16 protein-coding genes and 1 pseudogene are annotated in these 19,592 nt (G+C 69.7%); 13 read left to right on the top strand and 4 right to left on the bottom strand.

The window, feature by feature from the left end; genetic code table 11:
- Positions 1-37: 37 nt before the first annotated feature.
- From ABID41_RS01310 to ftsZ, 5 genes and pseudogenes are all read left to right on the top strand, one after another.
- On the top strand, positions 38-1,414 hold the full coding sequence (locus tag ABID41_RS01310; RefSeq protein WP_331927927.1) for a M20/M25/M40 family metallo-hydrolase: 1,377 nt from the start codon (positions 38-40) through the stop codon (positions 1,412-1,414).
- Positions 1,411-2,386 (top strand): annotated as a pseudogene (locus ABID41_RS01305) (D-alanine--D-alanine ligase). Before ABID41_RS01310 ends, ABID41_RS01305 begins: the two are co-directional and overlap by 4 nt.
- Positions 2,325-3,236, top strand: coding sequence for a cell division protein FtsQ/DivIB (locus ABID41_RS01300; protein WP_354297721.1), 912 nt, complete (start codon positions 2,325-2,327; stop codon positions 3,234-3,236). The pseudogene ABID41_RS01305 and the gene ABID41_RS01300 overlap by 62 nt, the downstream one beginning before the upstream one ends.
- A gap of 138 nt (positions 3,237-3,374) precedes the next feature.
- Positions 3,375-4,586 carry a cell division protein FtsA gene (gene ftsA / locus ABID41_RS01295; protein ID WP_435530000.1) on the top strand — a complete coding sequence of 404 codons (1,212 nt, stop codon included), beginning with the start codon at positions 3,375-3,377 and terminating at the stop codon, positions 4,584-4,586.
- 326 nt (positions 4,587-4,912) lie between these two features.
- Positions 4,913-6,511, top strand: a complete 1,599-nt coding sequence (gene ftsZ, locus ABID41_RS01290; RefSeq protein ID WP_354297045.1) for a cell division protein FtsZ — start codon at positions 4,913-4,915, stop codon at positions 6,509-6,511.
- Between the two features lie 58 nt (positions 6,512-6,569).
- On the opposite strand, the gene ABID41_RS01285 is transcribed toward ftsZ, so the two are convergent.
- Positions 6,570-7,292: a GNAT family N-acetyltransferase gene (locus ABID41_RS01285; protein WP_331933004.1), complete on the bottom strand. Its 723-nt coding sequence runs from the start codon at positions 7,290-7,292 to the stop codon at positions 6,570-6,572.
- Positions 7,293-7,645: 353 nt separating this feature from the next.
- Between ABID41_RS01285 and lpxC the strand changes: the two genes are divergently transcribed.
- From lpxC to ABID41_RS01260, 5 genes are all read left to right on the top strand, one after another.
- On the top strand, positions 7,646-8,539 hold the full coding sequence (gene lpxC, locus ABID41_RS01280; RefSeq protein WP_331933005.1) for a UDP-3-O-acyl-N-acetylglucosamine deacetylase: 894 nt from the start codon (positions 7,646-7,648) through the stop codon (positions 8,537-8,539).
- Positions 8,540-8,697: 158 nt separating this feature from the next.
- The gene (locus ABID41_RS01275; protein ID WP_435529976.1) at positions 8,698-9,732 is read left to right on the top strand and encodes an outer membrane protein assembly factor BamD; all 1,035 of its coding nucleotides are present in this window, start codon (positions 8,698-8,700) and stop codon (positions 9,730-9,732) included.
- Positions 9,733-9,792: 60 nt separating this feature from the next.
- Positions 9,793-11,490: a DNA repair protein RecN gene (recN, locus tag ABID41_RS01270; RefSeq protein WP_354297043.1), complete on the top strand. Its 1,698-nt coding sequence runs from the start codon at positions 9,793-9,795 to the stop codon at positions 11,488-11,490.
- 180 nt (positions 11,491-11,670) lie between these two features.
- Complete coding sequence (gene ligA, locus ABID41_RS01265) at positions 11,671-14,010, top strand: NAD-dependent DNA ligase LigA (RefSeq protein WP_331932146.1); 2,340 nt, start codon at positions 11,671-11,673, stop codon at positions 14,008-14,010.
- A gap of 22 nt (positions 14,011-14,032) precedes the next feature.
- Entirely contained in the window at positions 14,033-14,443 is a 411-nt protein-coding gene (locus tag ABID41_RS01260; RefSeq protein ID WP_331932147.1) for an EVE domain-containing protein, read from the top strand.
- 158 nt (positions 14,444-14,601) lie between these two features.
- On the opposite strand, the gene ABID41_RS01255 is transcribed toward ABID41_RS01260, so the two are convergent.
- On the bottom strand, positions 14,602-16,419 hold the full coding sequence (locus tag ABID41_RS01255) for an aminopeptidase P family protein (protein WP_331932148.1): 1,818 nt from the start codon (positions 16,417-16,419) through the stop codon (positions 14,602-14,604).
- Positions 16,420-16,543: 124 nt separating this feature from the next.
- On the opposite strand from ABID41_RS01255, the gene ABID41_RS01250 reads away from it, so the two are divergent.
- A complete protein-coding gene (locus tag ABID41_RS01250) occupies positions 16,544-16,888 on the top strand; it encodes a GIY-YIG nuclease family protein (protein WP_331932149.1) in 345 nt (114 codons plus the stop codon).
- 198 nt (positions 16,889-17,086) lie between these two features.
- Positions 17,087-17,650 (top strand): GNAT family N-acetyltransferase, encoded by a 564-nt coding sequence (locus ABID41_RS01245; protein ID WP_331932150.1) that lies wholly within the window; start codon positions 17,087-17,089, stop codon positions 17,648-17,650.
- Here the strand turns inward: ABID41_RS01245 and ABID41_RS01240 are convergent.
- Entirely contained in the window at positions 17,647-18,096 is a 450-nt protein-coding gene (locus tag ABID41_RS01240) for a hypothetical protein (protein WP_331932151.1), read from the bottom strand. The genes ABID41_RS01245 and ABID41_RS01240 overlap by 4 nt on opposite strands.
- An 82-nt stretch (positions 18,097-18,178) precedes the next feature.
- Positions 18,179-19,045, bottom strand: coding sequence for a 50S ribosomal protein L11 methyltransferase (locus ABID41_RS01235; protein ID WP_331932152.1), 867 nt, complete (start codon positions 19,043-19,045; stop codon positions 18,179-18,181).
- Between the two features lie 108 nt (positions 19,046-19,153).
- Between ABID41_RS01235 and ABID41_RS01230 the strand changes: the two genes are divergently transcribed.
- Positions 19,154-19,555 (top strand): DUF7662 domain-containing protein, encoded by a 402-nt coding sequence (locus ABID41_RS01230; RefSeq protein WP_331932153.1) that lies wholly within the window; start codon positions 19,154-19,156, stop codon positions 19,553-19,555.
- Positions 19,556-19,592 lie beyond the last annotated feature (37 nt).

Here is a 19,592-nt window from a genome sequence, read left to right as displayed (position 1 = left end):
GCTTGACAGCGCTCCGCCGCGCAGGCACCGCCGGACCATGCGTATCGTCCTGCTAGCGGCGTCGGCCGCCCTCATCGCGTCCAGCGCCGCCCAGGCCGCGGACCTCCCCGCCACCGCCAGGTCGCTCAGCGAAAAGGCGTTGAGCGACAGCACCGCCTGGGACCTGACGGAGTCGCTCACGACCGAGGTCGGAGCCCGCCCTCAGGGCTCGGCCGGCATGGAGCGCGCCCGCGACTGGGGCGTGGCCAAGCTGAAGGCCCTGGGCTTCGAAAACGTCCATGTGGAGACCTTCGAGACCGAGTCCTGGCTGCGCGGGGCCGAGAGCGCCGAGGTGGTGTCGCCCTATCCTCAGAAGCTGCAGATCCTGGGCCTGGGCCGGTCGGCGCCGACGCCGGCCGGCGGGATCGAGGCCGAGATCGCCCTGTTCGACAGCCTCGATGCGATGCTGGCCCAGCCCGAGGGCGCGCTGAAGGGCAAGATCGTCGTCGTCACCCAGAAGATGCGTCGCACCCAGGACATCTCCGGCTACGCTTCGGGCGTGCAGGCCCGTTCGGCCGGCGCCGAGGCGGCCAAGCGCGGGGCCGTGGCCTATCTGGTGCGCTCGATCTCCACCGACGACACGCGCCTGCCGCACGGCGGCGGCGGCGCGATGGCGGGCATTCCCATGGCGGCGCTCTCGCCGCCCGACGCCGAGCTGCTAGAGCGCATGGTCGTGCGGGGCAAGCCGGTGAAGATCAAGCTCTCCATGGCCTCCACCTTCCGCGCCAAGGCGCCGGCCTACAACGTGGTCGGCGAGATCAAGGGGCGAGAGAAGCCCGACGAGGTGATCGTGATCGGCGGTCACCTGGACTCCTGGGACGCTGGGACCGGCGCGATCGACGATGCGTCCGGCATCGGCATCACCACGGCGGCCGCCAAGCTGATCGCCGGCCTGCCGGAGCGTCCGCGCCGCACGATCCGCGTGGTCATGTGGGGCGCCGAGGAGCAGGGCGGTTCCGGCGCGGCCTACGCGGAGGCGCACAAGGACGAGGTCGGCAAGATCATCGTCGCCGGCGAAAGCGACCTGGGCGCCGGCCAGATCTTCGCCGCCAGGCTGCCGGCGGGCAGCCACGACCATCCGGCCATGAAGGCGTTCGAGGCCGCCATGGCTCCGCTGAAGACGATCGTGTCCGGCGCGCCGGCCGAGGAGGGCGGCGCTGATGTCGAAGGGCTGAAACGCCTGGGAACGCCGGTGGTGGAACTGCAGCAGGACGCCAGCCGCTACTTCGACCTGCACCATTCGGCCGACGACACCCTCGACAAGGTGGACCCGAAGGAGCTGGCCCAGAACGTCGCCGTCTGGACGGCCTTCGTCTACGCCGTGGCCGACAGCGACATCGACTTCCGGACGACGGCGGCGGCGCAGGCGCAATGAGCGGCGCGCTCTCCGGCCGCCACGTCGCCCTGCTGATGGGCGGACTTTCGGCGGAGCGGGAGGTCAGCCTCTCCTCCGCGCGGGAGTGCGGCGCGGCGCTGGAGAGACTGGGCGCGAAGGTCAGCTATGTCGATGCGGGCCGCGACCTGGCCCAGGTCCTCACCGAGCTGAAGCCCGACGTCTGCTTCAACGCCCTGCACGGCGTCTGGGGCGAGGGACGGCTGCGTCCAGGGGGTGCTGGAAACCGTCGGCGTTCCCTATACCCACTGCGGGGTGCTGGCCTCGGCCCTGGCGATGGACAAGTTCAAGGCCAAGGCCGTGATGGCCGCGGCCGGCGTCGCCGTCCCCGGAGGCGGGCTCTTCAACCGCCATGTGGCGGCGGCCGATCACGTCATGCCGCCGCCCTATGTGATCAAGCCCAATGCGGAGGGATCCTCGGTCGGGGTCTTCATCGTCGAGCAGGGGGCGAATCGCCCGCCGCAGGCAATCGTCGAGCCTGGCTGGAGCTTCGGCGAAGAGGTTCTGATCGAGCCTTACGTGGCCGGAAAGGAGCTCGCCGTCGGGGTCATGGACGGCAAGGCGATCACGGTCACCGACATCCAGCCGCGTTCACAATTTTACGATTACGAAGCCAAGTACGCAGAGGGCGGTTCGGTGCACGTCACGCCCGCTGAAATTCCCAAGCAAGTCTTTGATCGTGCAATGAAAATGGCCGAGCGGGCGCATGCCGCGCTGGGTTGCCGTGGGGTTACCCGCTCGGATCTTCGTTATGACGACGTTAACGACATTCTGGTCCTTCTGGAAGTCAACACCCAGCCCGGCATGACGCCCACTTCGCTCGTTCCCGAGCAGGCGGCCCAGAAGGGGTTGGACTTCGACCGTCTAGTGCTTTGGATCACGGAGGATGCGTATGCCCGCGGTGCGGGGGGAATCGCCAGCCGCAGCGAAGCCTCGGGCAAAGACGCCCGCTAGCTCCAAGGCCCGCCCCCGCGCCAAGAAGCAGGGCGGCGCCTATTCGCCTGCCAAGTTGGGCGCGGCCCGCGGCGTCGGCCTCTCACCGGTCGGGGCGCTGCTCGCCGCCGGGGGCGTGGTGGCCGTGGCGCTCATCGTGACCATGGCCACTGGCCATCGCAGCGAGAAGGCCGGCGCCTCGATCGCTTCGGCGACCGGCGGGTCGCTGGCGGGCTTGGGCTTCAAGCTGAAGGCCGTGCACGTCCAGGGCGCCTCGGAGATCGCAACGCCGGACATCCTGCGCGCGGCCCAGATCTATCAGGACCAGCCAATGATCGGCATGGACCTGGAGGCCCTGCGCCAGCGGGTCGAGCAGGTGGGCTGGGTCAAGGAAGCGCGCGTGGTGCGCCTGCTGCCCGACACCCTGGTGCTGGCGGTGACCGAGCGCAAACGCCTCGCCGTCTGGCAAAATGGCGGTCGCAGCCATGTGATCGACGAGGCCGGCCGAGTCATCTCAGAAGCCGATCCTGGCCGGTTCCCGACCCTGCCGTTGATCGTCGGCGTCGGCGCCAACGAGGCGGCCGCGACGATCCTGCCGGAAGTCGCCGCGCGGCCTCGCCTGGCCGAGCGGACCGAGGCCCTGGTGCGGGTGGACGGGCGGCGCTGGGACCTGCGGATGAAGGACGGCTCGCTGGTGCAACTGCCGGCGGTCGACGAGGGCGCGGCCCTGATCCAGCTCGAGCAACTGGATCAGCGTTCGCGCATATTGGAATTGGGTTTCGAGCGGATCGACCTGCGCGATCCTGCGGTGGTGGCGGTGCGCCCGCGTGATGGGGTGCTGCCGGGCCAGTTGGTGGCCAACGGCGCGTGACGAGCAAGGGAAGGGACTAGATTGGCGACCCGGATTGAGGAGCGCAGGGAAAGCCGCGAGGGCCTGAAGGCCGCGCTGAGCCGTCAGCCCGTCGTGGCCGCCGTCGACCTCGGCGCCTCCAAGGTCACGTGCTTCATCATGAAGCCCGAGGGCGTGCGCCGCGGCGACCGGACGCTGACCGCCGCCGGCGTCGGCTACGTGCAGTCGCGCGGCGTGAAGGCCGGGGCGATCGTCAACCTGGATGAGGCGTCCGACGCCATCGCCCAGGCGGTCGAGCGCGCCGAGAACGTCGCCGGGGTGCAGGTCCAGGGCGTGACGGTCGCCACGGCCGGAGGCCAGCTCGCCAGCCATCGGGTCGGCGGGCGCGTCTCACTGGGCGGGCGTCCGATCAACGACGGCGACCTGGTGCGCGCCATCCAGCAGGCGCTGGGCCAGATCAAGATTCCGGGCCGCCGCGCCGCCCACATCCTGCCGGTCGCCTGGTCGGTGGACGGCCAGGCCGCGATCCGCGACCCGCGCGCCATGTTCGGCCGCACCCTGGGCGTGGAGCTGCTGGTCGTAACGGTCAGCGAGGCCGCCTACCAGACGCTCGGCGCCTGCGTCGAGCGAGCCCACCTGCAGTTCGAAGGCGTGGTCGCCGCGCCCTTCGTCTCGGCCCTGGCTGCGCTGGAAGAGGACGAGATGGACCTCGGTGCGGTCTGCATCGACATGGGCGGCGGCTCGACTTCGGCGGCGGTGTTCGCCGGCGGCAGCCTGCTGCACGTGGAGACCCTGGCGGTCGGCGGCGGCCACGTCACCGCCGACATCGCGCGCGGCCTCTCCACCTCGGTGGCGGGCGCCGAGCGGATCAAGACGCTGCACGGGTCGGCCATCGCGTCGGCCAACGAGGACCGCGAGATGATCGAGGCCCCGCCCCGCGGGGACGACCCTGGCGCCGGCCCGGTCATCGCGCCGCGCTCGCTGCTGAAGGGGATCATCGCGCCGCGCGTGGAAGAGACCCTGGAACTGCTCCGTGACCGGCTGCGGGCTTCGGGCTGCCCGGTGGAGCCGGGCGCGAGCCTGGTGCTGACCGGCGGGGCCAGCCAGTTGGCCGGCGTACGCGAAGTGGCCGTGCGGGTGTTCGATCGTCCGGCGCGCCTGGGCCGTCCGCGCCGGGTGCCGCACCTGGCTGACGCCGCCTCCGGCCCCGCCTTCTGCGCGGCGGCAGGAGTCTTGCAGCGGGCGGCCTTCGGCCCGCGCGAGGCGGTGTCGTCCAAGGCCCTGGCCTCGGCCAAACTGCGTCGCGAGCCGTTGGACCCCCGGGCCAACCCGGTCGCCAAGGCCGCTGCCTGGCTGCGCGAGAACCTTTAACGGGTTCCCGCGCCGGCCGAATCACTTCGGGCTGATTTGCGATTCGAGGGCCCGAAAAAGTGTCCCGAAACGGCAAAACCCTGTTCGTTGAGCGACTTGGCGAGTTTGGTTAACGGCGCCGCTTCGGTCGGCCTCCGGTAACGCTAAGCCTTGTGGCGTAAGAAATTTTGTTGTGGATGCGCCTTCCAGCCCGTCCGACTCGCCTTATGCAGTTAACTGCCAATTAACGATGGTGGGCGCCTCCTTAACGCCGACCGTCGCAGGAACCTCGGCGGGCGGGTCGCTGGGGGTTCCATTGACCACGGTACGGAGGACATGGGGTCCCAATGGCTATCGCACTTTCCGCGCCGCGCGCGACCGAACTGAAGCCGCGCATCGTCGTTTTCGGCGTCGGCGGCGCTGGCGGCAATGCGGTCAACAACATGATCGAGGCGCACCTCGAAGGGGTCGAGTTCGTCGTCGCCAACACCGACGCGCAGCAGCTCGCCTTCTCCAAGACCGATCGCCGGATCCAGCTCGGCGTGCAGGTGACCCAGGGCCTCGGCGCCGGAGCTCACCCCGAGGTCGGCATGAGCGCGGCTGAGGAGTCCATTCCAGAGATCGGCGAGCACCTCGACGGCGCCCACATGATCTTCATCACCGCCGGCATGGGCGGTGGCACTGGCACTGGCGCTGCCCCCATCATCGCCAAGTGCGCCCGCGAGCGCGGCATCCTGACCGTCGGCGTGGTGACCAAGCCGTTCCACTTCGAAGGCCGCCACCGGATGCGCCTAGCCGAGGCCGGCATCGGTGAGCTGCAGCGCTATGTCGACACCCTGATCGTCATCCCGAACCAGAACCTGTTCCGGGTCGCCAACGAGCGGACCACCTTCGCCGAGGCCTTCGGAATGGCCGACCAGGTCCTGCACTCGGGCGTGCGCTCAATCACCGACCTGATGGTGCTGCCGGGCCTGATCAACCTCGACTTCGCCGACGTCCGCACGGTGATGACCGAGATGGGCAAGGCGATGATGGGCACCGGCGAAGCCGGCGGCGAAGACCGCGCCCTGATGGCCGCCCAGAACGCCATCGCCAACCCGCTGCTGGACGAAGTCTCGCTGAAGGGCGCCAAGGCGGTGCTGGTCAATGTGACCGGCGGTCTGGACATGACCCTGCTGGAAGTCGACGAGGCGGCCAACGCCATCTCCGAACAGGTCGACGCCGACGCCAACATCATCTTCGGCGCGGCGTTCGATCCGACCCTGGAAGGCATGATCCGCGTGTCGGTCGTGGCGACCGGCATGGACGGCGCCTCTATCGCCGCCATCGAGCCGAAGGTGGAGCGCAAGCCGCTCGCCGCCCCGCCGCTGCGCGCCGAAACCAGCCGTCCGGCCCCCGTGACGCAGCCGGTGACCCAGCCGATCGCCCGTCCGCTCCCGACCTTCGCCCAGCGTCCGGCGCCGCGCTATCCGGAGCCGCCGGCCTACGTGCCGCCGCCGGCTCCTGCGCAGGTCGCCGCCGCCCCGATCGCGCCGGCGCCCGCGCCGGAACCGGTGAAGGCCGCCTTCGAGGAAGAGCAGGGCGATCTCTACGCGCCGGCCCAGGCTGTTCCGGCGCCGGCTCCTGCGCCGAGCGTCGCTGCTGCGCCCGAGCCGCAGATCAGCCGTCCGATCACCCGGATCGTCGATCCTTCGGTCGAGGAAGTGGATGAAGAGCCGCTGTTCTCGCAGCCGGCCTTCGAGGATCGCCGTCCGAGCCGCGGCGGCTTCCTGAGCCTCTTCGGCAGTCGTCCGCGCTACCAGGAGCCCGCGCCGCAGCACCAGCCGCGCCAGGCCTCGATCAGCCGCACCAGCGCCCAGCCGGTGGAGCAGTCGGTTGAGGAGCCGCAGACCGACAATCAGGAAGACTTGGAGATCCCGTCCTTCCTGCGCCGTCTCGCCAACTAGGCGAAAAGTCTGACCGCAAAGTTCGAATGGCCGGGGGCGACCCCGGCCATTCAGCGTTTCAGGCCCTGACAATTTCCCAGGTCGCACAGATGAACGGCAGGCCGAGCTTGGCGGCCACCCGTTGCGAGGCGAAGTTCGAACGCGTCGTGCTGTAGAACAGCGTCCGGTCGGCGAGGGCGGGCAGGGCGCTCCAGCCGGCGGTCGCCGCCGCAGCCAGCCCACGGCCGCGATAGGCAGGCAGAGTCACCAGGCCCAGTTCCGCGCCTATGGGCGACAGTCGCGCCGAGAAGGCGAGGGCGGCGACCTCCCCATCGACCATCGCGGCGCACCAGGGCGGCCAGAGGTCGGCCACCTCCCGAAAGCCCGCCCTCACCAGCGCCTCCGGCATCCCCGCTTCAGCGAAGCGCGTCTCCAGGGCGGAGCCCGGAGCCGTCCCCCAGGCGACGAGCTCAGCCGCTGTGGGCGCCGCTGTGCGGTGCGGCAGCAGGAAGCTCAGGCCCTCGGCCGCGTTCACGGGGCCCATTGCGGACAGGGCCAGCAGGCTGGCTTCGAGACTGTCGGCGTCCGCCCCCGCTGCGACCTCCTGCGGAACGGCGTGGCTCAGGGCCATCAATCTGGGCTCCAGGTCGGCGACGTAGAGCAGCGGTCCCGGCGAGAGGTCGGGCGGCGCCTCGCCGATGATCCGGCCATCGGAATCCAGGGTGAAGCGCGTCTCGAGCTCGATCGCGGCAAGCCGCGCGGCTTCCGCGGGCGGCATGCCGGCAGGTTGGTTCGTGGTCATTCGGTGTCTTCTGCTGGGGGCGCTGGCGCCCCGCTGGCTCCCCGCGGGAGCCGATAGGCGACGCCGCCTAGGGCCGGCTTTGCGGGCGGTAGGCGGCGCCTGCGAAACAGGAATCTTGCTGAATTGCCGCCATCGTCGCCTCCCGTGTTCCGCCGGTCTGGATGGAAGGTTACGGAGCCGTCCCGAAGCCGGCAAGACACCCTTCTTTCGCCTTGATTCTTAATGGGTTTCTGGCGGTCTCAGGCGAAACATTGCGAAACAGGAAGTGTTTTGCCGCGGCGCAGCATAGGGCGTACCTGAGCAGTTGGGACGTAGCGGCCTTCGCGGCCGCGCAAGGTCCGAGAGGTTTTGCTTTGCGCGCACAAGAGTACCAGCACACCCTGCAAGGCCCCGCCATCTTCGCTGGCGTCGGTGTCCATACGGGCGAGTACATTCGCGTCGCCGTCCGGCCGGCGCCGGCTGGTTCCGGCGTGGTCTTCGTGCGCACCGACGTCGCCGACCGCGACAACCGCGTGCCGGTCTCGGGCGAGGCGGTGACCAAGACCCAGCTCGGCACCGTCGTCGAGAACGCCGCCGGCGTCAGCGTTTCCACCATCGAGCACCTGATGGCGGCTCTGGTGATGCTGGGCGTCGACAACGCGACCGTCGAACTCGACGGCCCGGAGATGCCGATCATGGACGGCTCGGCCGAGCCGTTCGTGCAGATCCTGGATCGCGCCGGCCGCCGCCGCCAGGACGCCGTGCGTCGCTATATCGAGATCCTCGAGCCCATCGCCTTCGTCGACGGCGACAAGAGCGCCACGCTCAAGCCGTCGGACGAGTTCGAGATCGCTTTCGAAATCCGCTTCCCGTCCGCTGCGATCGGCCGCCAGTACGTCGACCTGCCGATGGATGAACGGGCGTTCCGCTCCGAACTGGCCGACTGCCGCACCTTCGGCTTCCTGCACGAGGTCGAGGCCCTGCGCGCCATGGGCCTGGCCCGCGGCGGCTCGATGGAAAACGCCGTCGTCATCGAGGGCGACCGCATCCTCAACCCGGAAGGCCTGCGCCGGCCGGACGAGTTCGTCCGCCACAAGGCGCTGGACGCGATCGGTGACCTCTATGTGCTCGGCGCGCCGATCCTCGGCCGTTTCGAGGGCGTGCTGGCCGGTCACGCGGTCAACAACCAGTTGGTGCGGGCGCTGCTGGCCTCGCCCAAGTCCTGGCGTTATCGCACGCTCGTTCCCGAATTCGCCGAGGCGGTCTAAGCCGCTGACGCGAGGCCGGAAACGAGCCCGTAGCCGAGCTCGTCTTCCAGCGAACGGATTTCGGCGATCCGCCGCATTTGCGCCCTGCATTGCATGCTGTAGAAGCGGGGACTCACGGCGCGGGGGCGCGCGTCGATCCTTTTGAGGTGAAGGTGTCCTTGCTGCGCAATTCCCGGACTCGCACGGCTCTCGTCGTCGGTGTCGCCGTACTCGCCCTGGCCGGCTGCGCCGGCAAGAAGAAGCAGCCGCGGCTCGCCTATGAAGAGCGCCCCGTCGAGTTGCTCTACGCCACCGGCGCCAACCGGCTCGACCGTGGGCTGTGGAACCAGGCCGTCCAGTATTTCGGCGAGGTGGAGCGTCAGCACCCCTATTCGGAATGGTCGCGCCGCGCGATCCTGATGACCGCCTATGCGCACTATCAGGGCAACGACTACGCCGAGGCCATCGGCGACGCCGACCGGTTCATCTCGCTCTATCCGGGCAATCCGGCCGCCGCCTATGCTCACTATCTGAAGTCCATCTGCTACTTCGAACAGATCGTAGACGTGGGCCGTGACCAGGCCGCCACCGGCCAGGCGCTCGCCAACCTCACCGAGGTCGTCCAGCGCTATCCGCGCTCGGAATACGCCGCCGACGCCCGACTGAAGATCGACATGGTCAACGACCAGCTCGCCGGCAAGGAAATGACCATCGGCCGCTACTATCTGCGCCAGGGCGACACCCTGGCCGCGATCGGCCGCTTCAAGACCGTCGTCGACCGCTACCAGACCACCAGCCACACGCCCGAGGCGCTCTATCGCCTAGTCGAGTCCTACCTGACCCTCGGCCTGATGGAAGAGGCCAACCGGAACGGCGCGGTGCTCGGCTACAACTATCCGGGCGACGCCTGGTATCGCGACGCCTACCGGCTGCTGACCAGCCGCGGCCTGCGTCCGGCGGTCGAGCCTCAGCAGACCCAGCGTCGCAGCCTTGTCTCGCACCTGCCCTTCGTGAAGGACAAGGAAACCACCATCCGGCCGCCGGCCGAGGTCCCGGCGACGGACGCCGCGCCGGAGGCCGCCCCGGTCGCCGAGCCGGCCGCTGCGGAGGCTGCGAGCCCTGCGCCGGAGCCGGCCGCCGGGGCCAAACCCGCGCTGCGCGAGCACGATGGGCTGCTCTCGCGCCTGCCCGGCATGGGCGGCGACGGCAAATAAGAACCTAAAGCGAACTTAAGCGTCTTTCCGAACCGGGTGATTCCGGGCGATCTTGCCGCCATGCTGATCGGACTGTGGATCCGCGACGTCGTGTTGATCGAGGCCCTGGACCTGTCCATCGGGCCCGGCCTCACCGCGCTCACTGGTGAGACTGGGGCGGGCAAGTCGATCATCCTCGACGCCCTGGGCCTGGCCACCGGCGCGCGCGCGGACGCCGGGCTCGTGAGGCGTGGCGCGGCCCAGGCCGCCGTTTCGGCGGTCTTCGCCCTTGGCGCTGACCATCCCGCCTGGGCGGTCCTGGACGACAAGGGCATCACCTACGACCCGAGCGAGGATCTGGTCCTGCGGCGCACGCTCAGCGCCGACGGGCGCAGCCGCGCCTTCGTCAACGACCAGGCGACCAGCGCCACCGTCCTGCGTGAACTCGGCGAGCTGCTGCTTGAGGTGCATGGCCAGCACGACACGGTCGGCCTGCTAGACGCCCGCAATCATCGGCCGCTGCTCGACGCCTATGGCGCGCTGGGCGCGGAGACGGGGGCGGTCTCCCGCATATGGTCCGAATGGCGGACCGCGCGGACCCGCGCCGAGGAGCTGCGCGAGATCGTGGCACGCTCCGCGGCCGAGACCGAGGAACTGACGCTTCGCCTGTCGGAGCTCGACCGGCTCGACCCGCGCGAGGGGGAGGAGCCGGACCTGGCTGAGGAACGCGCCATCCTGGGCGCCGCGGAAAAGGCGCTGGCCGACATCTCCGACGCCCGAGCGGCCTTCGAGGGACTTACCGGCCGTCTGGCTCAGGCCGTGCGAGCCATCGAGCACGCCCGCACCCGCGCCGTGGCGGCCGGGGCAGGGGAGGAGACCGCCGCGGTCGCGCGCCTGACCGCCGCCAGCACCGCCATCGACCGGGTGTTCAGTGAGGCCCAGGAGGCCGAGGCCGCAGTCGACGCCGCCGCCGAAGCCTTCGACTTCCGCCCCGACCAGCTCGAGAAGACCGAGGAGCGGCTCTTCGAGTTGCGCGGCATGGCCCGCAAGCTGTCGGTCAGCGTCGAGGAACTGCCGATCCTGCGCGTCCGCTTCGCCGAGAAGTTGCGCGCCATGGAGAGCTCGGAGGACGACCTGAAGGCCGCCGAGGCCACCGTCGCCGCGGCGCGCCTGGCCTATCTCGCCGCCGCGCAGACGCTGACCGCGGCGCGCAAGGCCGCCGGCGATCGCCTGGCCAAGGCGGTGATGGGCGAGCTTGGCCCGCTGAAGCTCGACAAGGCCCGCTTCCAGGTCTCCGTGGAGCCGCTGGCTGAGGAGCGGCTTGGCCCGAACGGCGCTGACCGCGTGGCCTTCGAGGTCGCCACCAACCCCGGCGCGCCGTTCGGCGACCTGGGCGCGATCGCGTCCGGCGGCGAACTGGCGCGCTTCGCCCTGGCGCTGAAGGCCTCGCTGGCCGGCCGCTCCGAGGGCGCGCAGCCGCTGATGATCTTCGACGAGGTGGACCAGGGCGTAGGCGGGGCCGTGGCCGACGCCGTGGGCCTGCGGCTGAAGCGCCTCGCCGGCCAGGCCCAGGTGCTGGTGGTCACCCATAGCCCGCAGGTCGCCGCCCGCGCCGAGGCGCACTGGCGGATATCCAAGGCCGGCGACGCCGAACGCATCCGGACCGCGGTGGAGACGCTCTCGGCCGCGGACCGCGAAGAAGAGATCGCCCGCATGCTGGCCGGCGCCCAAATCACCGACGCCGCCCGTGCGGCCGCCCGGGCGCTGATGGATGCGTGAAGCGTTGCATTTTTCCTCCCCCATTCATGGGGGAGGGGGACCGGCGCAGCCGATGGAGGGGGCAAGCCCCAAGCTCCGTGCGCGCCGCCGCCCCCTCCACCACCCTTCGGGCGGTCCCCCTCCCCCGCTGCGCAGGGGAGGAAAGAGGCACGTAACAGTTTTGGCTTGGGTAAGATCTTGATGACGGACCGTTCCGCCGCCGACCTGACCGAGGCCGAAGCCGTCGAGGAGTTGACCCGGCTCGCCGACGAGATCGCGACGCACGACATCCGCTATCACCAGCAGGATGCGCCGACGATCTCGGACGCCGAGTACGACGCCCTCAAGCGCCGCAACAACGAGCTCGAGGCGGCGTTCCCGCACCTCGTCCGGGACAACTCGCCGTCGCTGCGGGTCGGCGCCGCGAGGGCCGAGCAGTTCTCGCCCGTCGAGCATGGCGTGCCCATGCTCAGCCTCGACAACGCCTTCTCCAACGAGGACGCGCTGGAGTTCGACGCCCGCATCCGCCGCTTCCTGCGCCTGCCGGGGGGCGAGGAGATCGCCTATACCGCCGAACCAAAGATCGATGGGCTCTCGGCCTCGCTGCGCTACGAGAACGGCGTCTTCGTCCAGGGCGCGACGCGCGGCGACGGCCGGGTCGGCGAGGACGTCACCGAGAACCTGCGCACCATCGCGCAGATCCCCAAGCGGCTGGCCGGCTCTGGCTGGCCCGAGGTCATCGAGATCCGCGGCGAGGTCTATCTCGGCCACGAAGAGTTCGCCGCCCTCAACGCCGCCAACGAGGCGGCCGGGCTCCGGACCTACGCCAATCCCCGCAACTCCGCCGCCGGCTCCCTGCGCCAGATCGACCCGAAGATCACCGCCAGCCGGCCGCTGAAATTCTTCGCCTATGCCTGGGGCCAGCTCAGCGAGCCCTTCGCAGAGACCCAGTGGGAAGCGCTCGGCAAGCTCAAGGCATGGGGTTTCCAGACGACGCCGGAAAGCTGCCGGGTCATCAGCGGCCAGGGCCTGCTGGACGCCTACGCCGCCATGGAGGCGCTGCGGCCCAAGCTCGGCTACGACATCGACGGCGTGGTCTACAAGGTCGACCGCCTGGACTGGCAGCAGCGGCTTGGCTTCATCACCCGCACCCCGCGCTGGGCCATCGCCCGCAAGTTCCCGGCCCAGCAGGCGCGGACCATCCTCGAAGCCATCGACATCCAGGTCGGCCGCACCGGGGCGGTGACGCCGGTGGCGCGGCTGCGGCCGGTGACGGTCGGCGGCGTGGTGGTGGTCAACGCCACCCTGCACAACGCCGATGAGATCGCGCGCAAGGACGTGCGCATCGGCGACACGGTGATCCTGCAGCGGGCTGGCGACGTGATCCCGCAGATTCTCGGCTATGTGCCGGAGGAGCGGCCCGCCGACTCCGTCCCCTACGAATTCCCGACCCACTGTCCCTGTCATCTGCACACGCCGCTGGTCCGCGAGACCACGGCCTCGGGAGCCGAGACGGTGGTGCGCCGCTGCTCGGGCGAGTTCGCCTGTCCGTTCCAGCGCATCGAGCACCTGCGCCACTTCGTGTCCCGCCGCGCCTACGACATCGAGGGCCTGGGCGAAAAGCAGCTCACCGCCTTCTTCGAACGCGGCTGGGTCAGGGAGCCGGCCGACATCTTCCGGCTGGCCAGGGACGAGGAAAAGCTCACCGAACTGCGCGCCACCGACGGCTATGGCGAGACCTCGGTCTCCAACCTGGTCGCAGCCATCGAGGCCAAGCGGTCGATCCCGCTGGACCGCTTCATCTTCGGCCTGGGCATCCGCCATGTGGGCGAGACGACCTCCCTTGCCCTGGCCCGTCATTTCGAGACCGTCGAGCATTTCATTCAGACTTCGGAAGCCGCCTCCACCCAGCTCGGCGGACCGAGCTACGCCGCCCTGGTGGAGCTGGAGGGCCTGGGGCCGACGGCGATCCGGGCGGTGCTGGATTTCGGCGGCGGAAACTCGCCGCTGCTTCCCGAGGACGTCTCGCTGGACAAGCGCCTGCAACTGGCGATCCCGAAGCTGAACTCCCGCGCCCGCGCCGCCTTGCTCGAGCGCTTCGGCGACTGGGACGCCATCTGCAAGGTCGCGGGCGAAGCGGCCCAGGAAGAGCCTGGAGAGGACTTGCGCGAACTGGCTGGCGTGGACGCCGTCGGCCCGGTCGCCGCGCGCATGGTCGCCCAGTTCTTCGCCGAAGAGCATAATCTGGCGAAGGTGGAAGCCCTGTTGGCGGAGCTGACCGTCCTGCCGGCCGAGCGGCCGAAGACCGACACCGCCGTGGCCGGCAAGACCATCGTCTTCACCGGCAGCCTGGAGCGGATGACCCGGGACGAGGCCAAGGCCCAGGCCGAGAGCCTTGGGGCCAAGGTGTCGGGCTCGGTGTCCAAGAAGACCGACCTTGTGGTGGCGGGGCCGGGCGCGGGCTCGAAGCTGAAGACCGCCACCGACCTGGGCATCCAGGTCATGACCGAGGACGAATGGCTGGCCCTCGTGACCGGCTGACACCGACAAAGCGGAGGTTCGCATGGCGTCGCATTGGCTCGTGAAATCCGAACCGGAGACCTACTCCTTCGAGGACCTCCAGAAGGACGGCAAGACCGTCTGGGATGGCGTCCGCAACTTTGCCGCGGCCGGCCACCTGAAGGCGATGAAGGTCGGCGACCAGGTGCTGTTCTACCACTCCCAGGAAGGCAAGGACGTGGTCGGGGTCGCCCGGGTGGCCAAGGAGGCTTTCCCCGACGCCACCGACGCCACCGGTAAGTTCGTCGCTGTCGAGCTGACGCCCGTCCGCAAGCTGCCCCGCTCGGTGACCCTGGCGGACATGAAGGCGACGCCGGCGCTCTCGGACATGGCCATGCTGCGCCAGGGCCGGCTCTCGGTCTCACCGGTCAGCGATGCCGAATGGGCGACCATCCTGAAGATGGCGGGGGAATAGCCCTTCTCCATTCGCCATCCTCGGCCGCGTCAGCGTGCCGAGAATCCAGACGCAGCGAACTCTCCGGACTGGACTGTGCATCGGGATAGCCGGGACCTGCCGCCCCGGCCATGACGATCATGGGATGTGGGCGTGCGACCCAAGGACTGTCCTTCCGGCTACAGCGGCGCGCAGGCGCCTTCCAGCCAAGCGCGGACGTCGGCGTCCTGCAGCCGCGGGCCGATCGTCGCCAGGACCCGGGCGTGATAGGCGTCCATCTGGGCGCGCTCCTGCGGGGTCAGCATGTCCACCGCGATCAGCCGCCGGTCGATGGGGGCCAGGGTCAGCGTCTCGAAGCCCAGCATTTCGCGCTCGCCGCCGGCGATTGGCGCCGGTTCGGTGACGAACTGCAGGTTCTCGATGCGAATGCCGTAGGCGCCTTCCTTGTAGTAGCCGGGCTCGTTGGAGACGATCATCCCTGGCTTCAGGGCCACGAAATTCGGCAGCTTTGAAATCCGCTGAGGCCCTTCGTGGACGCCCAGATACGACCCGACCCCATGGCCGGTGCCGTGATCGTAGTCGAGGCCGCAGCTCCACAGCGGCGCGCGCGCCAGTGCGTCGAGGGCCGAGCCGGTGGTTCCGGCCGGGAAGCGGATCGCAGCCAGGGCCAGATGGCCCTTCAGCACCAGGGTGAAGCGCTCGCGCATCTCATGGCTCGGCTCGCCGATGGCGACGGTGCGGGTGATGTCGGTGGTGCCGTCCAGGTACTGGGCGCCGGAATCCACCAGCAGCAGCGATCCCCGCTGGGTCTGCTTGTTGAGTCGCGTGGTCGGCCGGTAGTGCACGATGGCGCCGTTGGAGGCCGCGCCGGCGATCGTGTCGAAGCTCAGATCCTTCAGGGCGCCGGTTTCCTGACGGAATCCCTCGAGCCGGGTCACCACCTCGACCTCGTCCACCGTGCGCGTCTGAGCGTCGGTGGCCAGCCATTGCAGGAACCGCGTCACCGCCACGCCGTCGCGGGCGTGGGCCTCGCGCGCGCCGTCGATCTCGACGGGGTTCTTGCAGGCGCGGGGCAGGGCGCAGGGATCCTCGCTGCGCAGCACCTCGGCGCCGGCCCTGGCCAGGGTGTCGAAGTACCAGGCCGAGGACTGGGCCGGGTCCACCAGCACCCGCTTGCCTTTCAGCTCGGCCAGGGCCTGGGGCAGGTCGTCCGGAGTCTCCAGGCGAACCTCGTTGCCGAGCCAGGCCCGCAGGTCCGCCGAGACCTTGGCCGGATCGAGGAACAGCCGGGCCGTGCCGTCCTTGTTCACGATCGCCTGCCCAAGCGGCAGGGGTGAGCGGATCACGTCGCCGCCCCGCACATTGAACAGCCAGGCGATGGAGGAGGGGGCGGTCAGCACCGTCGCCTCGGCGTCCTTGGCGGCCAGAGCCTCGCCGATGCGGGCGCGCTTGGCTGCGGACTCCTCGCCAGCGTATTCCAGGGGGTGAGGAACCACCGCTGCGGTCGGCTGGGCGGGGCGCGCCGCGCCCCAGGCCTCGTCCAGCGGATTGGAGCCGACCGCCTTCAGCGTGGCCCCGGCGCGGGTCGCCGCCGCCCGCAGGCGCTCCAGAGCATCCGGCGAATGCAGGCGCGGGTCATAGCCGATCACCTGGCCCTTGGCCGCGGCGGTTTCGAGATAGGCGGTGACGCCGCCTTCGACGAGGTCGCGGATCTCGAACATGCTGCCGTCGACCTGGTCGCGGACCTGCAGCGTATAGCGACCGTCCACGAAGATCGCCGCCTTGTCCGGGAAGATCACCGCCGCCCCGGCCGAGCCGGTGAAGCCGGTCGCCCAGCCCAGGCGGTCGTTGGCCGCCGGGAGGTATTCGTTCTGATGCTCGTCCTCGTGGGGCACCAGGAAGCCGTCCAGACCCTGGGCCTTCATCGCGGCGCGGATCAGCGGAACGTGCTTGGGTCCGAAGGACGGATCGGTGGATTCATCAAAGGTTTGACGCATGGCCCGAACTTAATCCTCGGCCCTGGCGCGCGCCAGTGTGGGCCGTGATCAGGGCTCACGTCGCGTCAATTATTTTATCCGGGTATAATTGACGTGGCAGCCTGCCATCCCCATTCTCCGCCGCATGGACAAGACCAGTCGCCGCGAAGCCATCCGCCAGTACAAGGAGCGCAAGGTCCCGGTCGGGATCTTCGCCATCCGCTGCCGCCCGACCGCCGAGGCCTGGGTCGGCGCCTCGCGCAATCTCGACGGCCAGCGCAATTCATCCTTCTTCAGCCTGCGGCTCGGCTCGCACCGCAATCGCGACATGCAGGCGGCCTGGAAGGCCCACGGCGGGGAGGAGGCGTTCGAGTTCTCTATCCTCGAACTGCTCGAGGACGAGGACCTCGGCCCGCTGGGGCGCGATAGCTGGCTGAAGGAGCGCGAGCGTCACTGGCTGGCGCAACTTGGCGCCCGCTCGGCGGTTTAGCTGGACGGTTCGCCGCCAAATCGGCATAACGCTGTCATGCGCACGACCCGCACCGCTCAGAATTCGTCCGGTCCCTTTGGGGCCGTGCGTCTGCGCGCGGGCTGAGCGCCCGCACCTGGACCCCACGACCCCGCCGCACCGGTCAGGGGTCGAGGACAGCCAAGAGCCCTGCCGACGGTTTCACCTCGGAGACGCTCTATGGAAGACCAACCACCTTATCCCCTCCAGACTCCGCGGCTGTTGCTGCGCGAGTTTCGCCTGGAGGACTTTGACGACATCCACGCCTACGCCACCGACCCGCTGACAGTCCGCTACATGGATTGGGGGCCGAACACCGAACAGGTGACGCACGAGTTCTTGGAGCGCCAGATCGCTCAGCAGGCGACGTGGCCGCGCCGCGACTTCAGCTACGCCGTCGAACTCCTGGCCGAGCGGAAGGTGATCGGTTCGGTGCGCCTGGGCCTGAGCGACCATCGCAACGCCGATTTCGGCTACAGCCTGGGCAGCGCCTATTGGGGCGTGGGCCTGGGCGCGGAGGCGGCGCGGGCGCTGGTGAACCTGGCCTTCGATCGGTTCGACGCCCACCGCGTCTGGGCCTCCTGCGACACCCGCAACCGGCGCTCGTTCGGCGTCATGGAGAAGCTCGGCCTGCGGCGCGAGGGCACGCTTCGCCAGAACCAGCCGGCGCACGAGGGCGGCTGGCGGGACACCCACATCTACGCCGTGCTGGCGCACGAGTGGGCGGCCCGCCGCAACGCCTAGTTAGGCGAAGGTTCCGGGACGGTGACGGTCGCGTCGGCCGCCGAGTCGGTCGCGCTCGCCGCCGCTTCTCGGGCGTTCTGCGCCGTTTGCTCGGCGCTCGCCGCCGAGCGTTCGGCCGCCGCGCGGGTGGCGTCGGCGACGCTCGATGCGGCCTTGGCCGAGGCCTCGCTGGCCTGGGCGGCCGCCGATTGAGCATCGGTCGCTGCGTTCTCGACCATGGCGGACGCGCGGCCTTCGTCGCGGGCGGCCATCAGGTCGCTCTGGCCGACGAAGTTCTGGCTGTACATGAAGAACAGGCCGGCGACGGCGATGATCGCCACCAGGGCTGCGATCCACCATCCGGTCGCCGATCCGCCGCGGCGCCGGTCCACCATGCGCATATCCTCCCGCCGTTCGCCAGCCGGGCTTTCGGTGGTGGTCCGTTCGACAATTGGCTCTTCGGCCATTGGACGTTCCTCCTCGGGTTCAGGTCCTCTTCGGGACCCGCCCCTCGACGGTCGGAGGAACGCCGGGTCTTGGCCCCGGTTCCTAGGCCCTGCGCAGGACGAGGGTCGCCCAGGCGTCGCGATGCAGCCGGCGGTAGAGGCGGAAGCCCTTGGAGAGATAGGCGGCCAGCACGCGCCGCTCCTGGGTGCGCAACAGGCCCGAGAGGATCGCAAAGCCGCCAGGCTTCAGGGCCAGCTTGATGTCCTGCGAGAGGGCGACCAGGGGCGGGGCCAGGATGTTGGCGAACACCAGGTCGTAGGGCGCGTCCTGCCGCACGAGTTGGTGGCCGAGGCCTGAGGCGTGGACGAACCGGGCGCCCGCCTTGTTCAGCTTGGCGTTCTCGCGGCTGATCCGCACCGACGGGGCGTCGATGTCGGTGCCGACGGCGGTTTTGCTGCCGGTGCGCGCCGCGGCGATCGCCAGCACGCCGGTGCCGGCGCCGACATCCAATACGCGCGGGAAGCGCTTGGACTTGATCAGATCGTTGTAGGCCACCAGGCAGCCGACAGTGGTGCCATGGTGGCCGGTGCCGAAGGCGGCGCCCGCCTCGATGCGTAGGTTCACGGTGTTGGGCGGGGCCTTGCCCCTGTCGTGGGCGCCATAGACGAAGAACCGACCGGCGCGCACCGGCGGCAGGCCGGACAGCGCCATGGCAAGCCAGTCGGCGTCAGCCAGCTTCTCGACCATGGTCTTCAGCTTCGGATAGTTCGCCAGGACGGCGACCAGGCCGTCGGCTTCCTCCGAGGTCGTCGGGAAGGCGTCGATGCGCCAGATGTCGTGATCCTCGTCCTCTTCCAGGATGGAATAGGTGGCGCCTTCCAGCATCGGATCGGCGTCGATGGCGGCGGCTGCGGTTTCGGCCTCGGTGCGGGGCCCGCGGGCGATGATCTGGACGGCGTCTTGGCTCATGCGCGCCGTTTAGAGCCAAGGCGGCCGAAAGGCGAGGGGGCGCGGCTTTTTCACTTCCGCCTCCGACCGTGCCATCATGCCGGCCTCCCAAGCCTGCAGCGAGCCGCCATGAGCAAATACAGCCCCCTGTCAGATCATCTCGCCAGCCTGGCCGCCGCCGAATGGCGCGCCAGCTTCGCCGAGATCGAGGCCGTTCTCGGCGCGTCCCTGCCCAAGGCGGCCCAGCAGCCGGGCTGGTGGAGGAGCGAGGCCGAGAAGCCGCATCAACGGGCCTGGCTCGATCAGGACTGGAAGGTGGCCGAGGTCGGCGGCGGCGTGGTGACCTTCCGCAAGGATCAGTTGGCACACGAAATTCAGCCGCCGGTTCTCAAGGCCGCGTCCGAAACCGCCTCGCACGAGGCCCACAAGCGCCAGGCCCTGAGCGTCACCGCCGTGGTGGGCGGCGCCGTCGCACTCGTCGCCGGCCTCGGCGTGCTGGTCGCCAAGGCGGTCAGGTCGCGCAAGGCTTAGAGGTCTAGATCCTCCTCGCCCGGGGGAGGGCGATCGC

The organism is Phenylobacterium koreense (assembly GCF_040545335.1).
In the GTDB taxonomy this organism is placed as follows: Bacteria; Pseudomonadota; Alphaproteobacteria; order Caulobacterales; family Caulobacteraceae; genus Phenylobacterium; species Phenylobacterium koreense.
The sequence above is the reverse complement of the archived record's forward strand: the minus strand, read 5'-3'. Positions and strand labels throughout refer to the sequence as shown.